The sequence below is a fragment of the Hoeflea phototrophica DFL-43 genome (assembly GCF_000154705.2).
Classification (GTDB): Bacteria; Pseudomonadota; Alphaproteobacteria; order Rhizobiales; family Rhizobiaceae; genus Hoeflea; species Hoeflea phototrophica.
Genome location: NZ_CM002917.1, coordinates 809,271 through 830,864 on the forward strand (window position 1 = coordinate 809,271; position 21,594 = coordinate 830,864).

13 protein-coding genes and 1 tRNA gene are annotated in these 21,594 nt (G+C 61.3%); 12 read left to right on the top strand and 2 right to left on the bottom strand.

The window, feature by feature from the left end:
- Positions 1–3,042: an efflux RND transporter permease subunit gene (locus HPDFL43_RS03845; protein ID WP_007195938.1), complete on the top strand. Its 3,042-nt coding sequence runs from the start codon at positions 1–3 to the stop codon at positions 3,040–3,042.
- A 317-nt stretch (positions 3,043–3,359) separates the two neighbouring features.
- Here HPDFL43_RS03845 and HPDFL43_RS03850 read toward each other — a convergent pair whose 3' ends face one another.
- Positions 3,360–7,295, bottom strand: coding sequence for an ATP-binding protein (locus HPDFL43_RS03850; RefSeq protein ID WP_040449021.1), 3,936 nt, complete (start codon positions 7,293–7,295; stop codon positions 3,360–3,362).
- Positions 7,296–7,551: 256 nt separating this feature from the next.
- On the opposite strand from HPDFL43_RS03850, the gene HPDFL43_RS03855 reads away from it, so the two are divergent.
- Positions 7,552–8,010, top strand: coding sequence for a phasin (locus HPDFL43_RS03855; protein ID WP_007195940.1), 459 nt, complete (start codon positions 7,552–7,554; stop codon positions 8,008–8,010).
- Between the two features lie 173 nt (positions 8,011–8,183).
- Positions 8,184–8,260 (top strand) — tRNA-His (locus HPDFL43_RS03860).
- Between the two features lie 39 nt (positions 8,261–8,299).
- Here HPDFL43_RS03860 and HPDFL43_RS03865 read toward each other — a convergent pair.
- Positions 8,300–8,536 (bottom strand): Lrp/AsnC ligand binding domain-containing protein, encoded by a 237-nt coding sequence (locus HPDFL43_RS03865; protein WP_007195941.1) that lies wholly within the window; start codon positions 8,534–8,536, stop codon positions 8,300–8,302.
- Between the two features lie 299 nt (positions 8,537–8,835).
- On the opposite strand from HPDFL43_RS03865, the gene HPDFL43_RS03870 reads away from it, so the two are divergent.
- From HPDFL43_RS03870 to bcsN, 9 genes are all read left to right on the top strand, one after another.
- Entirely contained in the window at positions 8,836–9,978 is a 1,143-nt protein-coding gene (locus HPDFL43_RS03870; RefSeq protein ID WP_007195942.1) for an ABC transporter substrate-binding protein, read from the top strand.
- Between the two features lie 94 nt (positions 9,979–10,072).
- Complete coding sequence (locus HPDFL43_RS03875; RefSeq protein WP_007195943.1) at positions 10,073–10,993, top strand: branched-chain amino acid ABC transporter permease; 921 nt, start codon at positions 10,073–10,075, stop codon at positions 10,991–10,993.
- Positions 10,986–11,975: a branched-chain amino acid ABC transporter permease gene (locus HPDFL43_RS03880; protein ID WP_007195944.1), complete on the top strand. Its 990-nt coding sequence runs from the start codon at positions 10,986–10,988 to the stop codon at positions 11,973–11,975. Before HPDFL43_RS03875 ends, HPDFL43_RS03880 begins: the two co-directional genes overlap by 8 nt.
- Positions 11,968–12,720: an ABC transporter ATP-binding protein gene (locus tag HPDFL43_RS03885; RefSeq protein WP_007195945.1), complete on the top strand. Its 753-nt coding sequence runs from the start codon at positions 11,968–11,970 to the stop codon at positions 12,718–12,720. The genes HPDFL43_RS03880 and HPDFL43_RS03885 overlap by 8 nt, the downstream gene beginning before the upstream one ends.
- The gene (locus tag HPDFL43_RS03890) at positions 12,717–13,403 is read left to right on the top strand and encodes an ABC transporter ATP-binding protein (protein WP_007195946.1); all 687 of its coding nucleotides are present in this window, start codon (positions 12,717–12,719) and stop codon (positions 13,401–13,403) included. The genes HPDFL43_RS03885 and HPDFL43_RS03890 overlap by 4 nt, the downstream gene beginning before the upstream one ends.
- A gap of 314 nt (positions 13,404–13,717) precedes the next feature.
- Positions 13,718–16,027, top strand: a complete 2,310-nt coding sequence (bcsA, locus tag HPDFL43_RS03895) for a UDP-forming cellulose synthase catalytic subunit (protein WP_245271095.1) — start codon at positions 13,718–13,720, stop codon at positions 16,025–16,027.
- Positions 16,020–18,419: a cellulose biosynthesis cyclic di-GMP-binding regulatory protein BcsB gene (locus HPDFL43_RS03900; RefSeq protein ID WP_007195948.1), complete on the top strand. Its 2,400-nt coding sequence runs from the start codon at positions 16,020–16,022 to the stop codon at positions 18,417–18,419. Before bcsA ends, HPDFL43_RS03900 begins: the two co-directional genes overlap by 8 nt.
- On the top strand, positions 18,416–20,572 hold the full coding sequence (locus HPDFL43_RS03905; protein ID WP_007195949.1) for a hypothetical protein: 2,157 nt from the start codon (positions 18,416–18,418) through the stop codon (positions 20,570–20,572). The genes HPDFL43_RS03900 and HPDFL43_RS03905 overlap by 4 nt, the downstream gene beginning before the upstream one ends.
- Before the next feature lie 5 nt (positions 20,573–20,577).
- Positions 20,578–21,564: a cellulose biosynthesis protein BcsN gene (gene bcsN, locus HPDFL43_RS03910; protein WP_169743222.1), complete on the top strand. Its 987-nt coding sequence runs from the start codon at positions 20,578–20,580 to the stop codon at positions 21,562–21,564.
- Positions 21,565–21,594: the final 30 nt, after the last annotated feature.

Consider the following 21,594-nt stretch of genomic DNA (forward strand, 5'->3'; position numbering starts at 1 on the left):
ATGAACATCGCTCGCGCCTCCATCGACCGGCCAATCTTGATTTGGCTGATCATTCTGACATGCCTTTTCGGCGGCATCTGGGGCTTTTTGAGTTTGGGCCGGCTTGAAGACCCGGCCTTTACCATCAAGCAGGCGGTGGTGATCACCCAGTATCCCGGCGCCTCGGCGCAACAGGTCGCCAACGAAGTCACCGAACCGCTGGAATCGGCAATCCAGCGCATGGGTGAGGTCAAGGAGATTGTCTCGGTCAATCGTCCGGGCGTGTCGCGCATTGACGTGTTCATAAAGGACACGATCAGCGGTGACCAATTGCCCGATATCTGGACCGAGTTGCGCCAGAGGCTGCAAACGGCACAGCCGCAACTTCCAAGCGAAGCCAATGCCCCGGTCGTCGATGACGGATTTGGCGATGTTTACGGCATCTTCTTCGCGGTGACGTCTGACGGCTTCACCGATGCCGAGAAGCATGACCTGGCATCGTTCCTGCGCCGGGAATTGCTGACGGTTAGCGGCGTCGCCGATGTGGAAGTGTCGGGCTTGCCCGAGGAGGCGATTTTTGTTGAACCCAACCTCGCCGTCGCCTCCCAGCTGGGGATCGACGTGCAAGTTCTGGTCCAGGCGCTGGCAACCTCCAATTCGGTTCAGCCCGCCGGCTCGCTGACCCGGAGCGAAGAGCGTGTCCTTATACAGGCCCCGGTCGGATCCGACAGCGTCAGCGATATTGCCCAGCTCACCGTGGGGGTTGGCGGGGAACTCATCAATCTGATCGACATCGCCGAGGTCAGCCGCGACCGTGTCGAAAACCCCTCCACCATCATCCGCTTTCAGGGGCAGGAAGCCTTCACCCTGGGTGTCGCCGGGATAAGCGATGAAAACATTGTTGATGTTGGCAACCGCGTGGATGCGCACCTGCAGTCCCTGATGCCTGAAATACCCTACGGGGTGGAGTTGCGCCCGATCTACCAGCAACATGTGGTGGTGGACGAATCCTCCAGTGGCTTCCTCGTCAATCTGGCGATGTCGGTCGGCATCGTCGTGCTTGTGCTCGGACTTTTCATGGGGCCAAGGGCGGCTGTCGTGGTTGGAGCGACGCTGCTGCTGACCGTCGTTGGGACATTGCTGTTCATGGCGCTGTTTTCCATCGAGATGGAGCGGATTTCGCTCGGAGCGCTCATCATCGCCATGGGAATGCTCGTCGACAACGCCATCGTCGTCGCCGAGGGCATGCAGATCTCCATGCTCCGCGGCAAGTCCTCGCGTGATGCGGCCGATGAAGCGGCCGGAAAGACCCAGATCCCTCTGCTTGGCGCGACGGTGATCGGCATCATGGCGTTTGCCGGCATCGGCCTAAGCCCGGACTCGACGGGCGAGTTCATGTTCTCGTTGTTCGCCGTGATCGCCATCTCGCTGCTGCTGTCATGGGTGCTCGCCGTAACGGTGACGCCGCTGCTCGGGCACTATGTCTTCAAGCATGGTGATGGCGTCGGGGAGGATTCCTATGGCGGCTTGGTGTTCCGCGCCTATGGCGGACTGTTGAAAGGGGCCTTGCGGTTCCGCTGGCTTGTGCTGGTCGGACTGGTCATCATCACCGCGGCCAGCTATGTGGGTTTTGGCCAGGTCAAACAGCAGTTCTTCCCCAACTCCAACACGCCTCTGTTCTTCGCGCATTACACGATGCAGCAGGGCACGCCAATCTCGAAGACCTCCGAACAAATGAAAGTGCTGGAGGCCTATCTCGAAAAGCATGATGATGTGGTGTCGTTTTCCACATTTGTGGGTAAGGGCGCGACACGGTTCCTGCTGACCTACAGCTCCGAACCTCCCAACGCGGCCTATGGCCATCTGATCGTCCGGACCGAAGACCTGTCTCTGATCCCGGCGCTTCAGGCTGATCTTGAGGCTTTCGCCGCAGAAAACCTCTCTGAAGGGGAATTCAGAACCGAGCGGCTGGTGTTCGGCCCGGGAAGCGGCAGTCCGATTGAGGTCAGGTATTCGGGTCCTGACCCCGAGGTGCTGCGTGATCTTGCCGACCAGGCGATCAGCGTCATGGAACAGGCCTCGGTGAACATTCTGGCACCGCGCAACGACTGGCGCGAGCAACAACTGATCCTGCGGCCGAGATATGTAACCGACCGGGCCCAGGCTGCCGGCATTACCCGCGACAATGTCTCCGAGGTGTTGGCCTTTGCCACCGACGGCATCACCGCCGGTGTCTACCGCGAAGGCGACCGGGGGATCCAGATCGTGCTGCGCAATGCACCGTCCTCCGATGTCGGTGTTCTCGACCAGGCCCTGATCTCCCAGAATGGTGAAACGCTTCTGCCCATCGAGCAGATCGTCGACGGCTTTGCCGCGGAAGCCCAGAACACGATCATCTACAGGCGCGATCGGGTCGAAACCATCACGGTGGGAGCAAGTATTCCGGTCGAAATGACCGCCGCGCAGGTTCACAACGAAGTTCGCGCCGCGGTCGAGGCGATTCCCGTGCCGCCGGGCTACAGGATGGAATGGGGCGGCGAGTTCGAATCCTCCGCCGACGCCAATGCCAGCCTGGCTTCGCAACTGCCCGCCACCATCCTGATCATGATCGTGATTACCGTGGTGTTGTTCAATGCCTTGCGGCAGCCTCTGATCATCTGGTTGCTGGTGCCGATGTCGGTGAACGGGGCAGCCATCGGGCTTCTGGGCACCGGTCTGCCTTTCACCTTCACCGCGCTGCTGGGATTGCTCAGCCTTTCCGGGATGCTGATCAAGAACGGCATCGTGCTGGTCGAGGAAATCGACATCGAGCGCGAGGCGGGAGGTCCGCTCCGCGAGGCCATAATCATCGCCTCGATCTCGCGTATGCGTCCGGTGTTGCTGGCTGCGGCGACGACGATCCTGGGGATGATCCCGCTGCTGGGCGACGCGTTCTTCGTCTCGATGGCGGTGACCATCATGGGGGGTCTCGCCTTTGCGTCGATCCTGACGCTGGTGGCCGCACCGGTGCTCTATGACGTGTTCTTCATGCCAAGGGTCAAAGAGGCAGAGAAGCAGGCTTGACATGCGGGCCTGACCGGCATTGCGGAGCGCTGAGGCGAAGGTCGGCTTGTTGCCTGGCCGCGCCCATGATTTGCTGCGCCAACCATGTCCAACCCTCGCTCAACTTATTAACAAAAGGTGACCGCCAAAGTTAACCAAGGCTTTCAAAGTCTTTATGATCGGTTAAATTTTAGCGGGCAAAGTAAGGATCTGGTAAGGGTTTCAGCGCATTAATCGTGTCAACCATTCGGGACGCTTCACTCCCATTGATGATGGTCAGCACTGATGCTTTATCTTGAGGGGACCCGATCGTGGTCCCCTTCTTTTTTCTTTTGATTTCAGTCCGCTAGGACTCGCTGCGGCGGGAACGCGATCGACACAAGCGTGCCTTCTCCGGCAGCCGAGACGATGTCGAACTGGGCGCGATTGGCCTCAACCATTGCCTTTGTCAGAGGCAGACCGAGCCCCGTGCCTTCGCCGCGCTGGCGCGGACCGGCGCCGACCTGGCCGAACGGCTTCATCGCCTGCTCGAGCTCCTTGCGGTTCATCCCGATGCCGGTGTCGCGGATGCGGATCACCACATTGCCCGACGGCTCGTAGGACGTGGACACCACGATCTGCCCGCCCGAGGGCGTGTAGCGGATGGCGTTGGACAGCAGATTGAGCGCGATCTGCTTGACCGAGCGCTGATCGGCAACCACATCGGGAACGCTTTCCGACAGGCTGGTGCGGATGATCACCCGCTGGCTGTTCGCCATCGGCTGCAACAACGACACGCTTTCGGCCAGATGATCATTGAGCGACACGGCGGTGAATTCCATGTCCACCTGACCGGCCTCAATCTTCGAGATGTCGAGAAGATCGTTGACGATGTCGAGCACATGCTTGCCGGAATTGCCGATGTCATGGGCATATTCGAGATAGCGCGGGCTGCCGATCGGGCCGAACCGCTCCTCGGACATCATCTCCGAAAAGCCGATGATCGCATTGAGCGGCGTGCGGATTTCGTGGCTCACCCGGGCCAGGAAGTCGCTCTTGTGCGAATTCGCGGTCTCCGCGTCGCGCTTGGCCGTGCGCAGTTCCTCTTCGGTGCGTTTCCACTGGGTGATGTCGCGCAGAACCGCGCAATAGCCGTTTGATCTGGAAAGCCGCCCGATGGTCATGAACAGCGGCAGGAAGCCGCCCGAGGCCTCGCGGCCGATGACTTCGCGGCCATCATTGAGCACGCTGGAGACGCCATGTTCGGCAAGGCCGCTGATGTAATCCATCACCGCGCGCTGGCTTTCATGGGCGAACAGCATGGCGAAGGGCTGGTGCAGCGTATCGTGCTCATCATAGTTGAACAGCGCGAAGGCCGAGCCGTTCATCGAGCGGATGGTGCCGTCATTGTCGAGGATCACCACGCCGTCGGTTGCGGTCTCGAGGATCGAGCGCAGTTCTTCGGCTTCAATCGCCAGCGCATCGGATGATCCGGCCTGTGCCGGATCAATGTCCATATCATTGGTCGCAATCAGCTGTGCAACGGGTGCGGGGCTCTCGGCCTGATCGGCCTCTGGCGCGCTCTCGGTGGCAGGCGCAAGCGCCAGCAAAAGCGCATGCGCATCGCCCCAATTGACCGACCGCAGCCGCGCGGAGACCTTGCGCGACGCGCCATCGCCGCGCCGCACAGTCAGGCTTCCATCTTCCAGCTGGCCATCATCGCCGGACCGTTCGAGCAGATGATCAAGGCCGCCGGCCTCTGACAGGGCTTCAAGCGAGCCGTAGCCGGTCAGCTCCAGAAATTCCGGATTTGCATGGATCAGTGTGTCTGCTGCATGCACCAGCAGGGGCGAGGGGATGGCATCAATCAGCGAGGCGTTGAGGCCGGCATGCATCACCTGGCGCGGCGGCAGCGCAAAGGCCGATGGCCAGGGCGTCGCCGGAACGGGCGCATCCTCAGCTTCGCGGCCTTCTGTTGACCGCTCGTCGGTTGCGGATGCTTCGTCGCGCGCCGCGTCGATACCGGTTGTCTGCTCTGAAGCTTCCGCTGCTGTCGCACTGCTGTCTTCAAGGTCAGCCCGGGCATCGTCTTCAAAGCTGGCCTCGTCATCCCGCGAAACTGCGTCACCGGCGGAGCGGATCCCGTCAGCCGTGTGGGCTTTACCGTCGAAGTCGACTTCAATATCGCGGACGTCGCTGTCAGCCTCCAAAGGCGGCTGGCGTTTGCCGAACCGCGGGGGCTCGCCGGTTTCGTCCGCCTTGTCATCAGACCCGCCGGCGTCGCTGAGCCGTGCGCCTATTTCCCGGAATGCCGCCTGTTCACCTGCTGAAAGGCTTTCGCGTGCCGAGCGCTCACGCCGTGTTTGCAGGTCGATGACCTTGTCACTGTTGCGGCGCATCGGGGTCTCGACCAGCCGGATCGCCGGTTTTTCGCCCCGGAACGGATCGTCAGCATCAATGTCGGCGTCCGCAACGTCTGTTGAGGCGTCCTCCGGTGCATCCGCACTTTCAGGGCTTTCAGTTACGGTCTCGGCAGAGGGGACTTCGGAATCTTGTACATCCGGCGCGTCTGGCGCGTCGGAATGGCCGATGGTTGCAGGGTCTGCACCGTCGAGCCTGGCGAGATCGGCCAAATCCTCCTCGGTTTCGGCATCCACGGCGCCATCAATGTCCAAAAGCTCCGCCTGATCGGTCTCCGCCTCGGCGTCAGTGTCCTGGTGCGGTGATGTGGACACTGGCGCGCCGGGCGACAGCGCCAGGCCGATGGCTTCGGGGTCGGTGCGGGTTTCACCGCTGCGCACGATGCCAAAGCCGCGGAAGCCGTCAAACTGCCGGTCACGGGTGTAGGTCGGCAAGGCCGCGAGATCGACGGGGGTGACCAGATTGGTGCCCTGGATCGGCCAGAACACGGTCTTGCCCGACCAGGTGTCACGGCGGTTGAGTGCCTCGATGATCACATGATCCGGGTCGAGATTGAACACATTGGCGATGTCGGGAAACTTGCGGCCGATGATGTCGGCGGCATTTGGGCCAACGGCAGCAGCGAACTCGGCCGAGACTTCACTGAAGGCTCCGCCCCGGTCGATCTTCCAGACAAACCGGGTCGGTTTGGCATTCGGATCGAAACGGAATTCGGCATCTCCGGCCTTGTTCGGTGTCTTTGCAGGGTCTGCAGGCTGGGAGGGCAGGGCAGTGGCCTGCTCATGCTCCCAGGGCCGGGCATCGGTATCGGCGGTGTCGTCCGGCTCCCGGCCAGTCAACTCTGAAGCGGTATCTGTGCCGTCACTTGCAGGGCCTGTTTCATTCCGCGGCCGACCAGCCTCTTCAGGCTCTTCCGGCACCGGAGAGAATGCGATCCCGCGGGCCTCTGCGAAAGGCTCGGGAAGCCTGCTTTCTTCAGGCGCTGGCTGGATGTGTTGACCGAGCTCCGTTCGCACACGTTTAGCGTCGAAACCGCCTTCGGCTTCGTCAGCCTCTGCGCCACCTGATTCCATGGTTTCGCTCTCGTCCGCATCTGCCAGATCGCTCTGGGCATCGCTTTCTGTGACAACCGCGTCATCGTCCTGCGGTTCCGAAAAAGCGGGTACGATCCTGTCCTCGGGGGCTTCGGCGTCTTCCAGAGTGTCTTCATACGCAGATGGCTCGACCGCGAACAGCAGATGCAGCAGCGGGCTGTCGGTGAGCCGGCCGATGGCGGCCGGCATCGCACCCTCGCGCGCCTCGACCATCCGCTTGACCAGGCGGTCCTCTTCTCCCGCCACATCGGCGATCATCCGCTCGATGGCAACGGGATCAAGGCCGATTGTGTCAAATGTCCGCGATGCGGCCAGGACGATCCCCATGGCGTCGAGCACGGCAACATGGGTGCCGGTGCCTTCAAAGCCGCTGATGATCTGCCGTGCCCGTGCGGCCGGCGCCAGGATCGATTTGGCGTGGCTGGTGATCATGAAGGCCTGCGCCCCGTCGGGCAGGATGATTGTCTCGAGGCTTGCCGGCGTCATCGTGCGCGAAAAGCCGCGGCCAAGACGCATCATGAAGCTCTGCGGTTTGCCGGTGCGGTCAACGCCACTCAGGGCACTCGCGATCTGCCGCTTGATCACAGGCTGGTTGCTCAGCCCCTCATCGAGAATGTCGTAGATGGTTTCGAAGCCGAACAGCTCCGCAGCGGCGCCATTGGCCCAAAGCACAGCCTCAAGATCCGGACTTAGCACCGCAACGGCATCGCCATTGGCAAAGCGCTCCCGCACGGCCCGGTGCACGGCAAGATCGATGAACGGATAGTGGTGCGCCTGCATGGGCTGCCTTCCAGTTTCGGCCAAGACTTGCTGCCTGATCATGGCAGATTAAGGGTTCGTTAATAGCTTTGCGGCGCTCGGCGGTCCAGCAACGGGCTGCCGGGTCGCCCGGAATTGTCAATAAAAGGTTAACGGATGGTGCGACGCACAACAATGTTGCATTGCACAATGAAAGCTGCTATAGCTCTCGTGAACTTGAAACGGGGCCGCGAACAGGTCCCACCGAACTTCCCACATACCTTCAAGGAGAAGTGAAATGGCGACCAAGAAAACCGCAACCACTGCTGAAATGTTTGAATTCCCGGCTTTCGACATGACCAAGATGGCCGACGGCTACCGTGAGATGGCTGACAAGTCTGTCAACCAGACCAAGGAAGCCTATGCGAAGGTCAAGTCGGCGGCCGAAGACACCACCAAGGCGATCGAAGCAACTCTCGAGAACGCTCAGGCCGGCACTGTTGAACTGAGCCTCAAGGCCATCGACACTGCACGCATGAACGCCGAAGCTTCGCTCTCGCACATGGAAGCGCTGCTTGGCGTCAAGTCGGTCGCTCAGATGTTCGAACTGCAGACCGCATTCATGCGCAAGCAGGCTGAACTGATGGTTGATCAGACCAAGGTCATGCAGGAAGCCGCCAAGAAGGTTGCAGAAGATGTTTCCAAGCCGGTCAAGGCTGTCTCGGAAAAGGCAATGGCCGAATTCAAGGTCGCCTGAATTCAATCTTCGTACTGAATGAAAAAGGCCGGACCTCGTGTCCGGCCTTTTTCATGCGATCCTGTGCGGTTGGAAATTGCCAAAACCGGTGCCTGACCTCTTGCAAAAACCAACTGCTCCCCGTATGTGAGCCTCCAGAAAGCGGACAGGGTCTTGCCCTGCATTCTGCTTGTGCGGTTGTAGCTCAGTTGGTTAGAGCGCCGGATTGTGGATCCGGAGGTCGGTGGTTCGAGCCCACCCAACCGTACCATCCGATTTTGCCTTTGACCGAGAACAGGTCCGGCCTTGGCTAAAAAGCCTTGAAGGTCAGGATGGTGTGGGTGCGTTCCACGCCCGGCACGGTGTGGATATTGTCGGCGACAAAGCGGCCGATATCGACATCATCCTCGATGTAGAACTTGGCCAGCAGATCGAACTGGCCGCTCACCGAATAGACTTCCGAAGCGATCTCGCGATTGGCGATTTCGTCGGCCACGGCATAAGCCTCGCCGAGTTTGCATTGAAATTCCACGAAAAAACACTGCATCGCCTGTGTTCTCCTGTCATGACCCGGTGCTGGTGTCCGTGGCCGCTTGTGTCACTGACGGCCTCAAATGATATGGCCGCCCATTGGGGTGTCACACTTTGGAACCACGCCCTGACAAAGATCGCAAGAGGCAAGTGATACCGAAATACTTTAAGCTTAAAAAAACGACTGGAATTCTTCGCCGTGACTGATAAGGTCATATGGAATGGCGGTCCGGTATCGCCGTCGCATCTTAAAAAAGCTGACTGGATCGAAACAAGGTTCTGCGGCTCGGGAACACATTACTCGGAGGACGACCCATGAAAAAAGCAATCATTGCATTTGCGGCCGCAACCGCGCTTGCCACTGGCGTAACCCAGGCCTTTGCCGAGCCGGTCAAGGTCGGCATGATCACAACCCTTTCGGGCGGCGGCGCGTCGCTCGGCATCGATGTGCGCGACGGCTTCGAGCTGGCAATCAAGCAATCGGGCAACACCGATATTGAGCTGATCGTCGAGGATGATGCCCGCAAGCCGGATCTGGCGGTGCAGCTGTCCGACAAGCTGATCCAGTCTGACAAGGTCGACATCATGACCGGGATCATCTGGTCCAACCTTGCCATGGCTGTGATCCCCGGCGCGGTTGCCCAGGGCAAGATCTATCTTTCGCCCAACGCCGGCCCGTCGGCGCTGGCTGGTGCGGGCTGCAATGAGAACTATTTCAACGTCGCCTGGCAAAACGACAATCTGCATGAGGCCATGGGCGCCTATGCCAACACGGCCGGTTTCAAGAAAAGCTTCATCCTGGCCCCGAACTACCCGGCAGGCCAGGACGCGCTGACCGGTTTCAAGCGCTTCTTCAAGGGTGAAATCGCCAACGAGATCTATACCAAGCTCGGTCAGACCGATTATGCGGCCGAGATCGCCGAGATCCGCGCTTCGGGCGCCGACAGCGTGTTCTTCTTCCTGCCCGGCGGCATGGGGATCGCTTTCATGAAGCAATATGCAGGTGCCGGCGTTGACGTGCCGCTGCTCGGCCCCGCCTTCTCCTTCGATCAGGGCATTCTGCAGGCCGTCGGCGATGCAGCTCTTGGCGTCAAGAACACCTCGCAGTGGTCCAAGGACATCGACAACGAGACCAACAAGGCCTTTGTCGAAAGCTTCCAGGCCGAGTATGGCCGTCTGCCATCGCTCTATGCCAGTCAGGGTTTCGACACCGCGAACCTGCTGCTCTCGGCCATGGGCTCCGCGCCGATCTCGGACAAACCGGCATTTCTTGCCGCGCTGAAAGCCGCTGATTTCAAATCGACCCGCGGCGATTTCAAGTTCGGACCGAACAACCATCCGATCCAGGACATCTATGTCCGCGAAGTGATCAAGGAAGGCGACGTTTATACCAACAAGCTGGTGGGCGTTGCGCTTGAAGATCACAGTGACGCCTACGCAGCCGATTGCAAGATGTAATCACCGAACCATCCCGGACGGGCCGCAGCGCCCGTCCGGACCTTCGAGTGCGCCCCGACCTTAGGCTTCGGCGCTGGTGCGAGACCGGTAAGCCATGAGTACTGCCCTTTTTCTTGAACAGCTTCTCAACGGACTGCAGCTCGGCGTGACGCTGTTCCTGATGGCGGCGGGCCTCACACTGATCTTCGGTGTGATGGGCTTGATCAATCTCGCCCACGGCTCGCTGTTCATGGTCGGCGGCTTCGTCTGTGCGGCGGTTGCGGCGGCCACCGGATCGTTCTGGATCGGCCTTGCGGCCAGCTTGGTTGCTGCCGCCGCCCTCGGTGCGATCGTCGAGATCGTTGTCATCCGCAGGCTCTATGACCGTGATCACCTCGACCAGGTGCTGGCCACTTTCGCGCTGGTGCTGATGTTTTCCGAAGGCGTGCGGTTTCTGTTCGGCTCGTTTCCGCTCTACCTTGACCCGCCGGCGATCCTGGCTGGCCCGGTGACGTTGCCCGGCGGTCTGCCCTATCCGGCCTACCGGCTGGCGATCATCGTCGCAGGCGTTCTCATCGCCATCGGGCTCGGCCTTCTTATAAGTCGCACACGGCTTGGCATGCAGATCCGCGCCGGCGAGGCCGACCGTGAAATGATCGCGGCACTGGGCGTCGACATCCGCTTTCTCTACACCGTGGTATTCGCGCTGGGCGCAGCCCTGGCGGGCTTTGCCGGTGCAATGATCGGCGCGCTCCAGTCGGTTCAGGTCGGCATGGGCGAACCGGTTCTGATCCTCGCCTTCGTGGTCATCGTCATCGGCGGCATTGGCTCGATCCGCGGCGCGTTGGTGGCATCGCTGATTGTTGGTCTGGTCGACACCATGGGCCGCTTCCTGCTGCCGACCCTGCTCTCCGGCGTCATGGAGGCATCCGCGGCCCGCGGGATCGGCTCGGCAATTGCCTCGATGTTGATCTATCTGTTGATGGCGGTGGTTCTGGTGTTCAAGCCAAAGGGGCTGTTTCCCGCCAATGCTTAAGCATCTCACAGAACACCGGCTCAACATCATCCTGGCGCTGATCCTGCTGATCGCGCCTCTGGTGGCGCATTTCGCAGATGAACCCTTCCTGGTTACGCTCGCCACCCGCGCGACCATTCTGGCGCTGGCCGGCGTCGGCCTCAACATAGCGCTGGGACTCGGCGGGCTTGTGTCCTTCGGCCATGCCGCCTTCTTTGGCCTTGGCGGATATGCGGTGGGAATTCTCGCCAGCCACCACCAGACCTTTGAGCCGCTGATGACCTCGCCCTTCATCATCAACGGCACCAACCAGATGCTGGTGCTGTGGCTGGTCGCGATTGTCGTCAGCGGCATCGCGGCGCTGCTGATCGGGGCGCTGAGCCTGCGCACATCGGGCGTCTATTTCATCATGATCACGCTCGCCTTCGCGCAGATGATCTACTACTTCGCCATATCCTGGCCGGCCTATGGCGGTGAGGATGGTCTCTCGATCTATGTCCGCAACGCCTTTCCCGGCATCAACACGCTCAGACCGCTGGATTTCTTCCTGCTGTGCTATGCGGTGCTGATCGTCGTGCTGATCGGTCAATGGCGGATGACCGGTGCGCGCTTTGGCGTGGCGCTGCAGGCGGTTCGCCAGAACGAGGGCAGGGTGGCAGCACTCGGCCTTTCACCCTACCGCATCAGGCTGGCGGCCTTCGTGATCTCCGGAATGGTCACGGGCCTTGCCGGTGCGCTTTATGCCGATCTCAACCGCTTCGTCAGCCCGACCATGATCTCCTGGCACCTGTCGGGCGAAATCATGGTGTTCATCATTCTGGGCGGCGTCGCGCGGCTGTTCGGCCCGGTGGTCGGTGCCTGCCTGTTCGTCTTGTTCGAGCACCTCTTCGGCAGTTTCACCACCCATTGGCAATTCTTCCTAGGCGCCGCGCTTCTCAGCGTGGTGCTGTTTGCGCGTGGCGGTTTCATCGGCCTGGTGGTGGGGAGGGCACGCCATGACTGAACCGGTCCTTGCACTCTCCGGACTGAACAAGTCCTTCGGCGCTCTGAAGGTCACCGATGATGTCGATCTCGATCTGCGTCCCGGTGAGATCCATGCCCTGATCGGTCCCAATGGCGCGGGCAAATCGAGCCTGATCAAGCTGGTTGCGGGCGAAATGCCTGCCGATTCCGGTGAAATCCGCTTTGCGGGCCGCGAGATCAGTGGTCTCGATCAGGTGGCGCGCGCCCGTCTCGGCCTCACCCGCACCTTTCAGGTCTCCTCGCTGATCCCGGAATTCTCCGTGCGCGGCAATGTCGCGCTGGCGGCCCAGGCGCGGCGACGCTCGGTTTTCGGCTTTGTACGCCAAGTGGCTATGGATCCCGATCTCACCGGCGAGGCGATGGAAGCCCTCGAGCGCGTTGGTCTCCAGGAGCGTGCGGGGATCCGCGTGAGTGAACTCTCCCACGGCGAAAAGCGGCTTCTGGAAATCGCCATGGCGCTTGCCATGCGGCCGCGCATCTTCCTGATGGACGAACCGATGGCCGGCCTCGGGCAGGAAGGCTCGGCGCGTCTGATCGGTTTCCTCGACAAGCTGCGTACACAAGCGCCGATCCTGCTGATCGAACATGACATGGATGCGGTGTTCAAACTTGCCGACCGGATCTCGGTGCTGGTTGCCGGGCGCATCATCGCCCGTGGCAACGCCGATGAGATCCGTAACAATCCTGACGTGCGCGCCGCCTATCTCGGGGAGGACGAGGCATGAGCCTGCTGGAAGTCAGGGGCCTTGAGGCCTTCTACGGCGGTTCCCAGGCGTTGTTCGGCGTCGACTTCGCCATCGCCGAGGGCGAACTGGTGGCGCTCATGGGTCGCAACGGCATGGGCAAGACGACGACCGTGCGATCGATCACCCGGATGCTGCGCACAACGCGCGGCGAGATTCGGTTTGATGGCGCCGACCTGACCGTGCTGCCGTCCTTTCGGGCCGCACGGCTGGGCATCGGTCTTGCGCCTGAAGGGCGGCGCTGCTTTGCCGGCCTCACGGTTTCGGAAAACCTGATGGCCTCGGCGCGGCCGGGCCCCTGGACAGTTGAAACGGCAACCGCGCTTTTTCCACGGCTAGGTGAGCGCATGGGCCAGACGGCAGCGACGCTGTCGGGCGGGGAACAGCAGATGCTCGCCATCGCCCGGGCACTGATGACCAATCCGCGGCTTCTCATTCTCGACGAGGCGACCGAGGGGCTTGCCCCGGTGGTGCGCCAGGAGATCTGGGCGGCGATTGCCCGCCTCAAGCAGGGTGGGCAGTCGATCCTGGTGATCGACAAGGCCTTTTCCGAGTTGCGTGCAGTCGCTGACCGCTGCGTCATCCTGGCCCGTGGCCAGAGCGTCTGGTCGGGAATGCCACATCAACTCACGCCTGAGATCGAAACCGAAATGCTCGGCGTCTAGCAAAACCTGCGGCCAGCCGCGCGCACAACAGACACTCCCGTCAACACTTGTTCGAACCCATTTGCGTTCCAGCCGCGCGGTCGGCTGGGGCGGCATTCGCCTGCACTGTCTGACCTTTGCACACTCATGTGCGAAAACGGGACAGCCTTTTGCGCTTCTGCCGCTGGGTAATCGGCCGCACAACAGCGTAACTGTTCTGTTTGCCTACACTTTTGCCGATAAAGCATTGATTAACCATCGCTTCACAAACAGGCCGGTCGTTAAAATGCTTAGGGAACTGTGAACCATTCGATCCCTAATGTTAGCGCATTCGGATGAAACCGCGACCGTATGAGACGGTTCAAATCGATTTTGGTGGGGTGATCATGCACATGATGTGCGTTAAATGGACGGCGCTTTTGGCCGGTGTAGTCGGGTTGGCATTGCTATGGATGCCGCTCAGTCTTCAGGCGCAGCTGGTCCTCAGCCTTGCGGCCCTGGGTGTCATGTTTTTTGGCATGAGCCGTCCGGAGAACACCGTCTTCCGATTCATAACATTCATCTTCTGCGCGGTTCTCGCCTTGCGCTATGCCTATTGGCGTACGACCGAGACGCTTCCGGTGTTCTCCGAGCCGCTCAACTTCATTCCCGGCCTGCTGCTTTACATGGCCGAGATGTATTGCCTGCTGATGCTGGCGATCAGCTTCTTCATGCTCGCCGATCCGATCAAGCGCGTCGCACCCAAGGTTCGTTCGCTCGACGACCTACCGACCGTGGATGTGCTGATCCCGACCTACAATGAGGATCCGGAGCTTTTGGCCGGCACGCTGGCCGCGGCGAAATCAATGATCTACCCGCGTGACAAGCTGACCATCTGGCTGCTTGACGATGGGAGCACCCAGGCCAAGCGCAGCCACAAGGATCCCACGGTCGCGCTCGCAGCAACCCGCCGCCATGAACAGCTCAAGGCGCTGTGCAAGGCGATGGGCGTCCACTACCACGCCCGCAAGAAGAACGACCACGCCAAGGCCGGCAATCTCAATGACGGCCTCAAGGTCTCTGGTTCTGATCTGGTTGTGGTGTTCGATGCCGATCACGCACCGGTGCGTGAGTTCCTCAAGGAGACCGTGAGCTTCTTCAAGGAAGATCCCAAGCTGTTCCTGGTGCAGACCCCGCACTACTTCCTTAACCCGGATCCGCTCGAAAAGAATCTCAGGACCTTCCGCTCGATGCCGTCGGAGAACGAGATGTTTTATTCGGTGCTGCAGCGCGGCCTCGACAAGTGGAATGCATCCTTCTTCTGCGGCTCAGCTGCCGTGCTCAGCCGCAAGGCGCTTCAAGCCGTTGGCGGTTTCTCCGGCCAGTCGATCACCGAGGATTGCGAAACCGCCTTGAGCCTCCATGCAAAGGGCTGGCGCTCTCTCTATGTCGACAAGCCGCTGATCGCCGGTCTGCAGCCTGAAACCTTCGTTGCCTTCATCGGCCAGCGGGCGCGCTGGTGTCAGGGCATGTTGCAGATCCTGATCCTCAACCGGCCGTTCCTGGCCAAGGGTCTGACGATGGGGCAGCGCATCTGCTACGCCGGCATCAACATGTTCTGGCTGTTTCCGCTGTCGCGGTTGGCCTTCATGCTGTCGCCGCTGCTCTACATTTTCTTCTCACTGGAAATCTATCAGGCCAATATCCAGGAGTTCGGGGCCTATGCGCTCACCTATCTGATCGCATCCTTCGCAATGCAGAGCTACCTTTACGGCAAGGTGCGTTGGCCCTGGGTTTCCGAGCTTTACGAATACATCCAGTCGATCATGCTGGTAGGATCGATCATCAGCGTGATCCGCAATCCGCGCAAACCGACCTTCAACGTCACCGCCAAGGGCCAGACATTGAACTCCGACGGATTGTCGCCGATCGCCATTCCCTACTTCGTGATGTTCTTCGTGCTGCTTGCGGCCGCAGTCTATTCGGTCTGGCGGCTTGCAACGGAGCCCGTGGCCTCCGACCTGCTGATGATCGTTGCGATCTGGAATCTGATCAATCTCGGTGTCGCCGGCGCAGGCCTTGGCGTGGTTGCTGAACGCCGCGAACTGCGCCGGAATCAGCGCCTGCCGATCCGCCGCCACGCTATTCTGCGTCAGGGAGACCGCAACTGGACCGTGATCCTGCTCGATGCCTCGAGCGGTGGCGTCTCCGTGCAGTTCGCTGATCACGAACCCGATATCGATGTGGATTCCGATTGGCGCGGCAAGATCGAGGTGCGCCGCGGCGGCCGCCCGGTTTCCTTCCCGGTCACCATCCGTTCCGTGCGGGACTTTGATGGCACCAATGTTTTCGGCTTTGCCTATCCCGAGCGGCTGCCGGGAACCTTTATGGCGATCGCCGAGGTGATGTATTCCGATCAGGCTGTGCTCCAGGAACGGATCTCGCGTCGCCAGGTCCGTCTGGACATTGTCAGCGGGACGCTGCGCTTTGCCCGCTGGAGCCTGGTCGAATCGTTCCGAGCGGTTGGCTACCTGCTTGGTTTCGCACGTGCAGAGAGCGTTGAATCGCATGACGACGCGCCGATCGTGGTCAAGACCAACAATGCCCAGATACCGGGCAAGGCGGCAAGCGTGCCCGATATTCGTGGAGTGCGGACCCATGCGTAACTTGATCCTCAAGCTGACGGTTCCTGCGCTGGCCGCCACACTGGTCACCGCAACCGGTGCAAGTGGGCAAAGCCTGCTTCAGGCACCCGCCACGGTGGAAACTGCAACACCGCTGTCGAACCTTGCCGACACGATCCCCGGCACCACGGCGCTCGGCCAGAGCATGATCCTGTCAACCCGGCCGACCTCGCTGGCCCGCGCAGCGGCGGACCGGGACCTGATGCTGATTGCTTTCGAGCAGCCCAGATCCGCCTTGATGCTTGAGGGCGAGACCGATGTGGTCGATCTGAGCCTTGTGGTCGACAAGGCGACGCTTGCCACAGGCGGGGATCTCGTGATCGCCTATCGCAACGCGGTGTCGGTGATGCCGGAAGCCTCGCTGCTTTCCGTGACTGTCAACGGCGCAGCCGCCGGAGAGTTTGCAATCCGCTCGCCCTCCGGGTTTACCACTCGCAAGCTTTCCATCTCGCCGGCCCTGCTGCGCGACGGTGTCAATGAGGTGCGGCTCCGCGCGGTTCAGCGCCACCGGGTCGACTGCTCCATAGACGCGACCTATGAGCTCTGGACCGAGATCGATCAGCAGGCGTCTGGTTTCCGGCCCAACAGCGCCACCCGCCCGGCGGGCTTTGCACGGCTGCGCGGCATCGGGCGCAATGCTGATCAACTGACAGACATGCGGCTTGTCCTGCCCGAGAACGCCGGTGTCGAGGCGCTCAACATGGCCGCACCTCTGGTACAGACCATGGCCCTGGCGCTCAATCGTGACGACATCTCCGTGAGCGTCGCAGATACTCCAGGCACCGGCCCGGGCATCGATCTCGTCGTTGTTACAGACGGCTCAAAGGAGCATTCGGACGCTATTGCAAACCAGGCACCCTATGGCCTGTCGGTCGCCGCAGGAACCGATCCGCGCCGCGCAAGGGTGACGCTGCGGACCGCCACCAGGCAGGAAATTCCAGGCGCCTTGCTCGCTGCTATCCAGGGGCCGCTCAAGAGCCTCATCGACACCGGCATGGGTGCGCCCAAAAAGGGCGAGATCCGTGCCGAAGCCTCGAGCGTCCACACGCTGGCGGACGCGGGCTACACCGCCACCCCGTTCAGCGGTCGGCTGTTCCGCACCGGCTTCGAGATGGTGATGCCCGCGGATTTCTATCCGGCCGAATACGCCACCCTTGACCTTATGCTCCATGCCGCGACGTCGCCCGGCCTGAAGCCGACCTCGCAAATGCTGGTCCGCATCAACGGCCATATCGTCAAGAGCCTGCCGATGCGTGATGCTGGTGGTCAGGTCTTCAATGGCCGCAAGCTGGAGCTGCCTTTGCGGGCTTTCCGCCCTGGCCGCAACCAGGTCGAGTTGCTTGCCGAACTGGAGCGTGAATCCGACGACGCCTGCGTCTTCGCCGAACGCGGTGAGGCCACGCCGCGCTTCATCCTGCTTGAAAACACCGAACTTCGCGTTCCTCAATTGGCCCGCGTGGCGCGTTTGCCGGAACTGGCCACAATGGCCGGCTCCGCCTATCCCTATGCGTCGACCACGGGCGTTGAAGTTTATGCCCTCAGGCCCGACGCCTATTCGGTGTCGGCGGCGCTGACCATGGTTGCCAGAATGAGCATGGCCGCTCGCGAGCCCCTGCCTGTCCGGCTTGCCTTTGGCCCGCCGGCTGCCGATCTTCGTGGCAACGCCCTGGTGATCGCGCCGCAGCGCGCTGTCGAGGAACTCGCCCGTCTGGGCCCCAGGGCGTTCCCGCAGGTTTCCGAACGCATCGAGTTCGCGGCCGATTTCAGCTTTGCCGATCCAATCCGTACCGCTTCGATCCACTTGCCCGGCGCGGCGATTCCGATGGCCATGACCACCGACCCGTTGGCGTTGCTCGATGCCTTCCGCCAGACCACCCGCATGCTCCGGAGCGATGCCAACACTGTCGAAAATCTCGGCGAAGCCCTTTCCGGCGGCTTTCGTTCCTTCCGCCAGTGGCTCAACTACGAGCGCCCCTCCGATGCTGCTCCCCTGGTCGAGCCGCGCCGAAAGGCAACGCTGTCTCAGCGCGCAAACGTATCGGGCGACGGTGTGGTCACCTGGCTGACAGCGGACACCTCTCTCGACATGCTCGATGTCTCGACGATGTTGGCCGATCCTGCAATCTGGAACCGGATCGAAGGTGAGAACGTGGTGTTCGACCTTGATCAGCGTTCGATCCGCACCGTGCGTCCGGAAAGCTATTTCGCCCACAAGGTGACCGATTATGGACCATCAAACCTGCGCCGGGTGGCGGCCGCGTGGTTCTCGGACCACTTCCGCATCTATGTCGCGCTGGTGCTTGGCCTGATGGCAGTCTTCGCCATCTGGCTTGGACGTGCCACTCCGCGCGCTGGTGTGAGGACCGACCAATGAACACATCCTTCAAAAACCATGTCAGCAAGACAGGCCATTTGGCCCAGGTCCCCGCAATACCCCTTTCTGTCTGCCGGGGGCCCCGGACGCTGGTTCCATCACTGGCCCTCTCTCTTGTATTGTCGCTGGCCGCCAACTCTGTGACCAATGTCCACGCCGAAGACGGAACCGGTCTGATCATTGCCGACGCGTTGCAGCTGTTTCCCGTCGATCAGTCGGACAGGTCACCGCAAACCCCGGTGGGACACGCAACCTTGAGAGACGGTGAGGAAGCTGCGCCGAACCTCGACCCTGTCCACACGGCGGCGCTCTACTACTATGCCAAGGAGCGTCAGATCGACCGGGTCGAAGCCGAAATTGCCCGTCTGCGCTCGCTTCACCCGGGCTTCAATCCGCCGCAGGACCTTTATCTCGCCGCCGATGAGATCGTGCCGGACGAAACAACGCTCTGGGACCTGTTCGCGGCAGATGATTTCACCAGTATCGACGCCGAAATCATTCGCCGCACCGCAGCCGATCCGGGCTGGATGCCAACAGCGGATTTCCAGGCCAAACTGGCGCGCAAGAAACAGCGTGTGCGCATGAAGGAACTGGCCGACGCCGAAGACTGGCTTGGCCTGGCCGATCTCTCCGCCAGCATCGATACCGCGACCGAAACAGACGTGGATCTGATCTGGATGCAGATCGACGCCCTCTCGGCCACAGGCAACCGCGACGGACTGGCGAAGTCCCTGCGTGGCGTGTTGTTGCGCGACGGCGCCAACCGGCTCTCCGATGAGCATCTCGTCGTAACCCTGCAAAAGGCGTTGCGGGATTTTCCTGCCGCCGAAATCGGTAAGCTGGCTTCGGTGCTTTGGCCGCAACAATCGGGAACCTATCTTCCTGCGGCCGTCGCGCTCGATATTGCCCGCAAGCAGGTTGCGGAATTCAACGCGAACAAAGAAGCGGCTCCGGTACCGTCCTCGGCGCAACAGTTGCTGGCGCTCGAAGCCCGCAAGACCAGAAACCCGGAGGACCTGTCGCTCCTGGGCTGGCACGACATCAAGGTGGAGCAGCCCCAGAGCGCATCGGAGTGGTTTGCAATCGCCATGGAGGTCGCACCCGGTCCCCAAAATGCCAAGGGCATGTATCTCTCGCTTGAACGGCAGAAGCTGGATCGCGAGGCCTATGAATTTGCCGAGACCCACCTGTCGGATCTCTCGGATGACCCGGTGTTCCTGATGAACGTGCTGTCCTCCCGTTTCGGCAATCCGGGAGAGGATGCCATCGGCGAGGAGGCTGTGCTGGCCTATTCGACTGCGATCATGGAAACCAGTTCGCCCGACCATGCCGAAATTCTTGGCTGGTACGCCTACAATTCCCGCCAGTTTGATGCCGCTGAAGCCTGGTTCCGTCAGTCCTATTCCTGGGAAGCCTCGGCGGATCGTCTCAAGGGGCTGGCGCTGGCACTTCTGCAAAGCGGTGACAAGCGCGGCTTTGCTGCATTGAAGCAGGATTTCACCCACGTCTATCCCGAGATCTGGTCGGAAATCGCAGTGGCGTCTGCGCCCAAGGGGGGCGACGCGGCGTCGGTGAAAACACCGGCAAAGAACGTCCGGGCGAGCTATGTCAAGCATTTCGAGGCGAAGAACTATCCTGCCTGCCTGCGCGAAATCGACCGTCTGGGTTCGGGCGGCTTGAAACCTTCGGTCGCGGTGATCCGGGGCTGGTGCGAAATCGGACTGAAGCGCTTTTCCGATGCGCGGATCTCTTTCGAGCGAGGCATGGCCGGCAAGGGCCAGGTCCGCGCGGATGCTGTTTACGGTGCCGGACTGGCCCTGCTCGGATCACGGTTGACCGATGAGGCCGATGCGCTGATTTCGGCCTATCCGGTCTCCGCGGAGCGCGACCGGGAGCTCCGGGCGGAGATCTACTACCAGCGCGCTCGCTCCGCCTTTGATCATCAGCAGTTTGACCGCGTTCTCAGGGCGCTCGATGCCCGCGCTGAACTGGTCGCCGAGCCACGCGACCTCATGCAGATGCGGGCCTGGGCCTACTATCATTCGGGTCAGTCGGCTCGCGCCACTGCCGTCTTCAAACAGCTCAACATGGTGATCAGGGATACCAGCGCACTTGCTGCGATCGGGCTGATAAACAACAGGGAAGGGAGATGAATCCCATGATGCCGCGTCTCATGGCCATGATGGCCTTGGTTGCATCCCTATCGGCATGCACCACCGGGGATGACCCCGATCTGTTCACAGGTTCGATCAAACCGCAGGCGCCGACGCTATCAGCAGATGTGTCGCCGGAATTCGCTGTTGCCTATCTGCCGCAGGTGGCGGGCCGGGTCGAGGCCGTCCGCCAGACATCGCAAACGGATCAGATATTCCAGACCGTGCTTTACCCCAATCCCGGTTACGGCGTTGGTGAAAACAGGCTGACCGTTGCAATCGCGCCGCCCGGCACCAACCAGTCCTTCTATCAGGCCCCGACCCAGCGTCAGATCATCAATGAAATGCGCGCCGCTCTGCCCGGTGTTCCCATGCAGATCACCTCTTCTGCGGGACAGAACCTACAAGGGCCGTTCGGCTATGCCATTGGCAGGACCACAGACGGAGCAAACTGTATTTTCGCCTGGCAGACGGCCAGGGAGATCAGCCGCGCACCTGCGACCGGACTGGGTCTTTTGGGGCGCAAGAGCTATGCGGCCAAGATCCGTCTTCGCTACTGTCATCCGACCATGGGTGAAGCATCGCTCTCCTCGCTGATGGCCGGGCTTCGTATCCGCGAGGTCACGCCCACGACGGTGGAAATGCTGCGCTTTGCCGAAGGCACCGGTGTCGCGGCCCGCCGTGCCTATGCGGCGCAGGAGCCCTCTGTGATCCAGGCCCGCCCGGTGGCACTTAAACCGGCCTCCGACCTGGTTGTCCGGGTCAAGAGCAGCCCGCCCGAGACTGCGAAAGTTACGGCACCCGTTCGCAATGCGCCGCGCGTTCTCAAGCCTGGCGAGCTGGCTGGCTATGCCATGGCGCAGAAGGGCGGTGGCCCGGTTCTCAAACCGGCAAGCGCCGCCGCGACAGCGCTGGAGAGCCCCGGAAAACCTGTTTCCGTGCGCGTGGTGGAGGCCCCGGCTATTCCGTTGCCAGGGGATCTGAACCGGTAGCTTTCTCGACGCAGGAAACTGAAGATGACA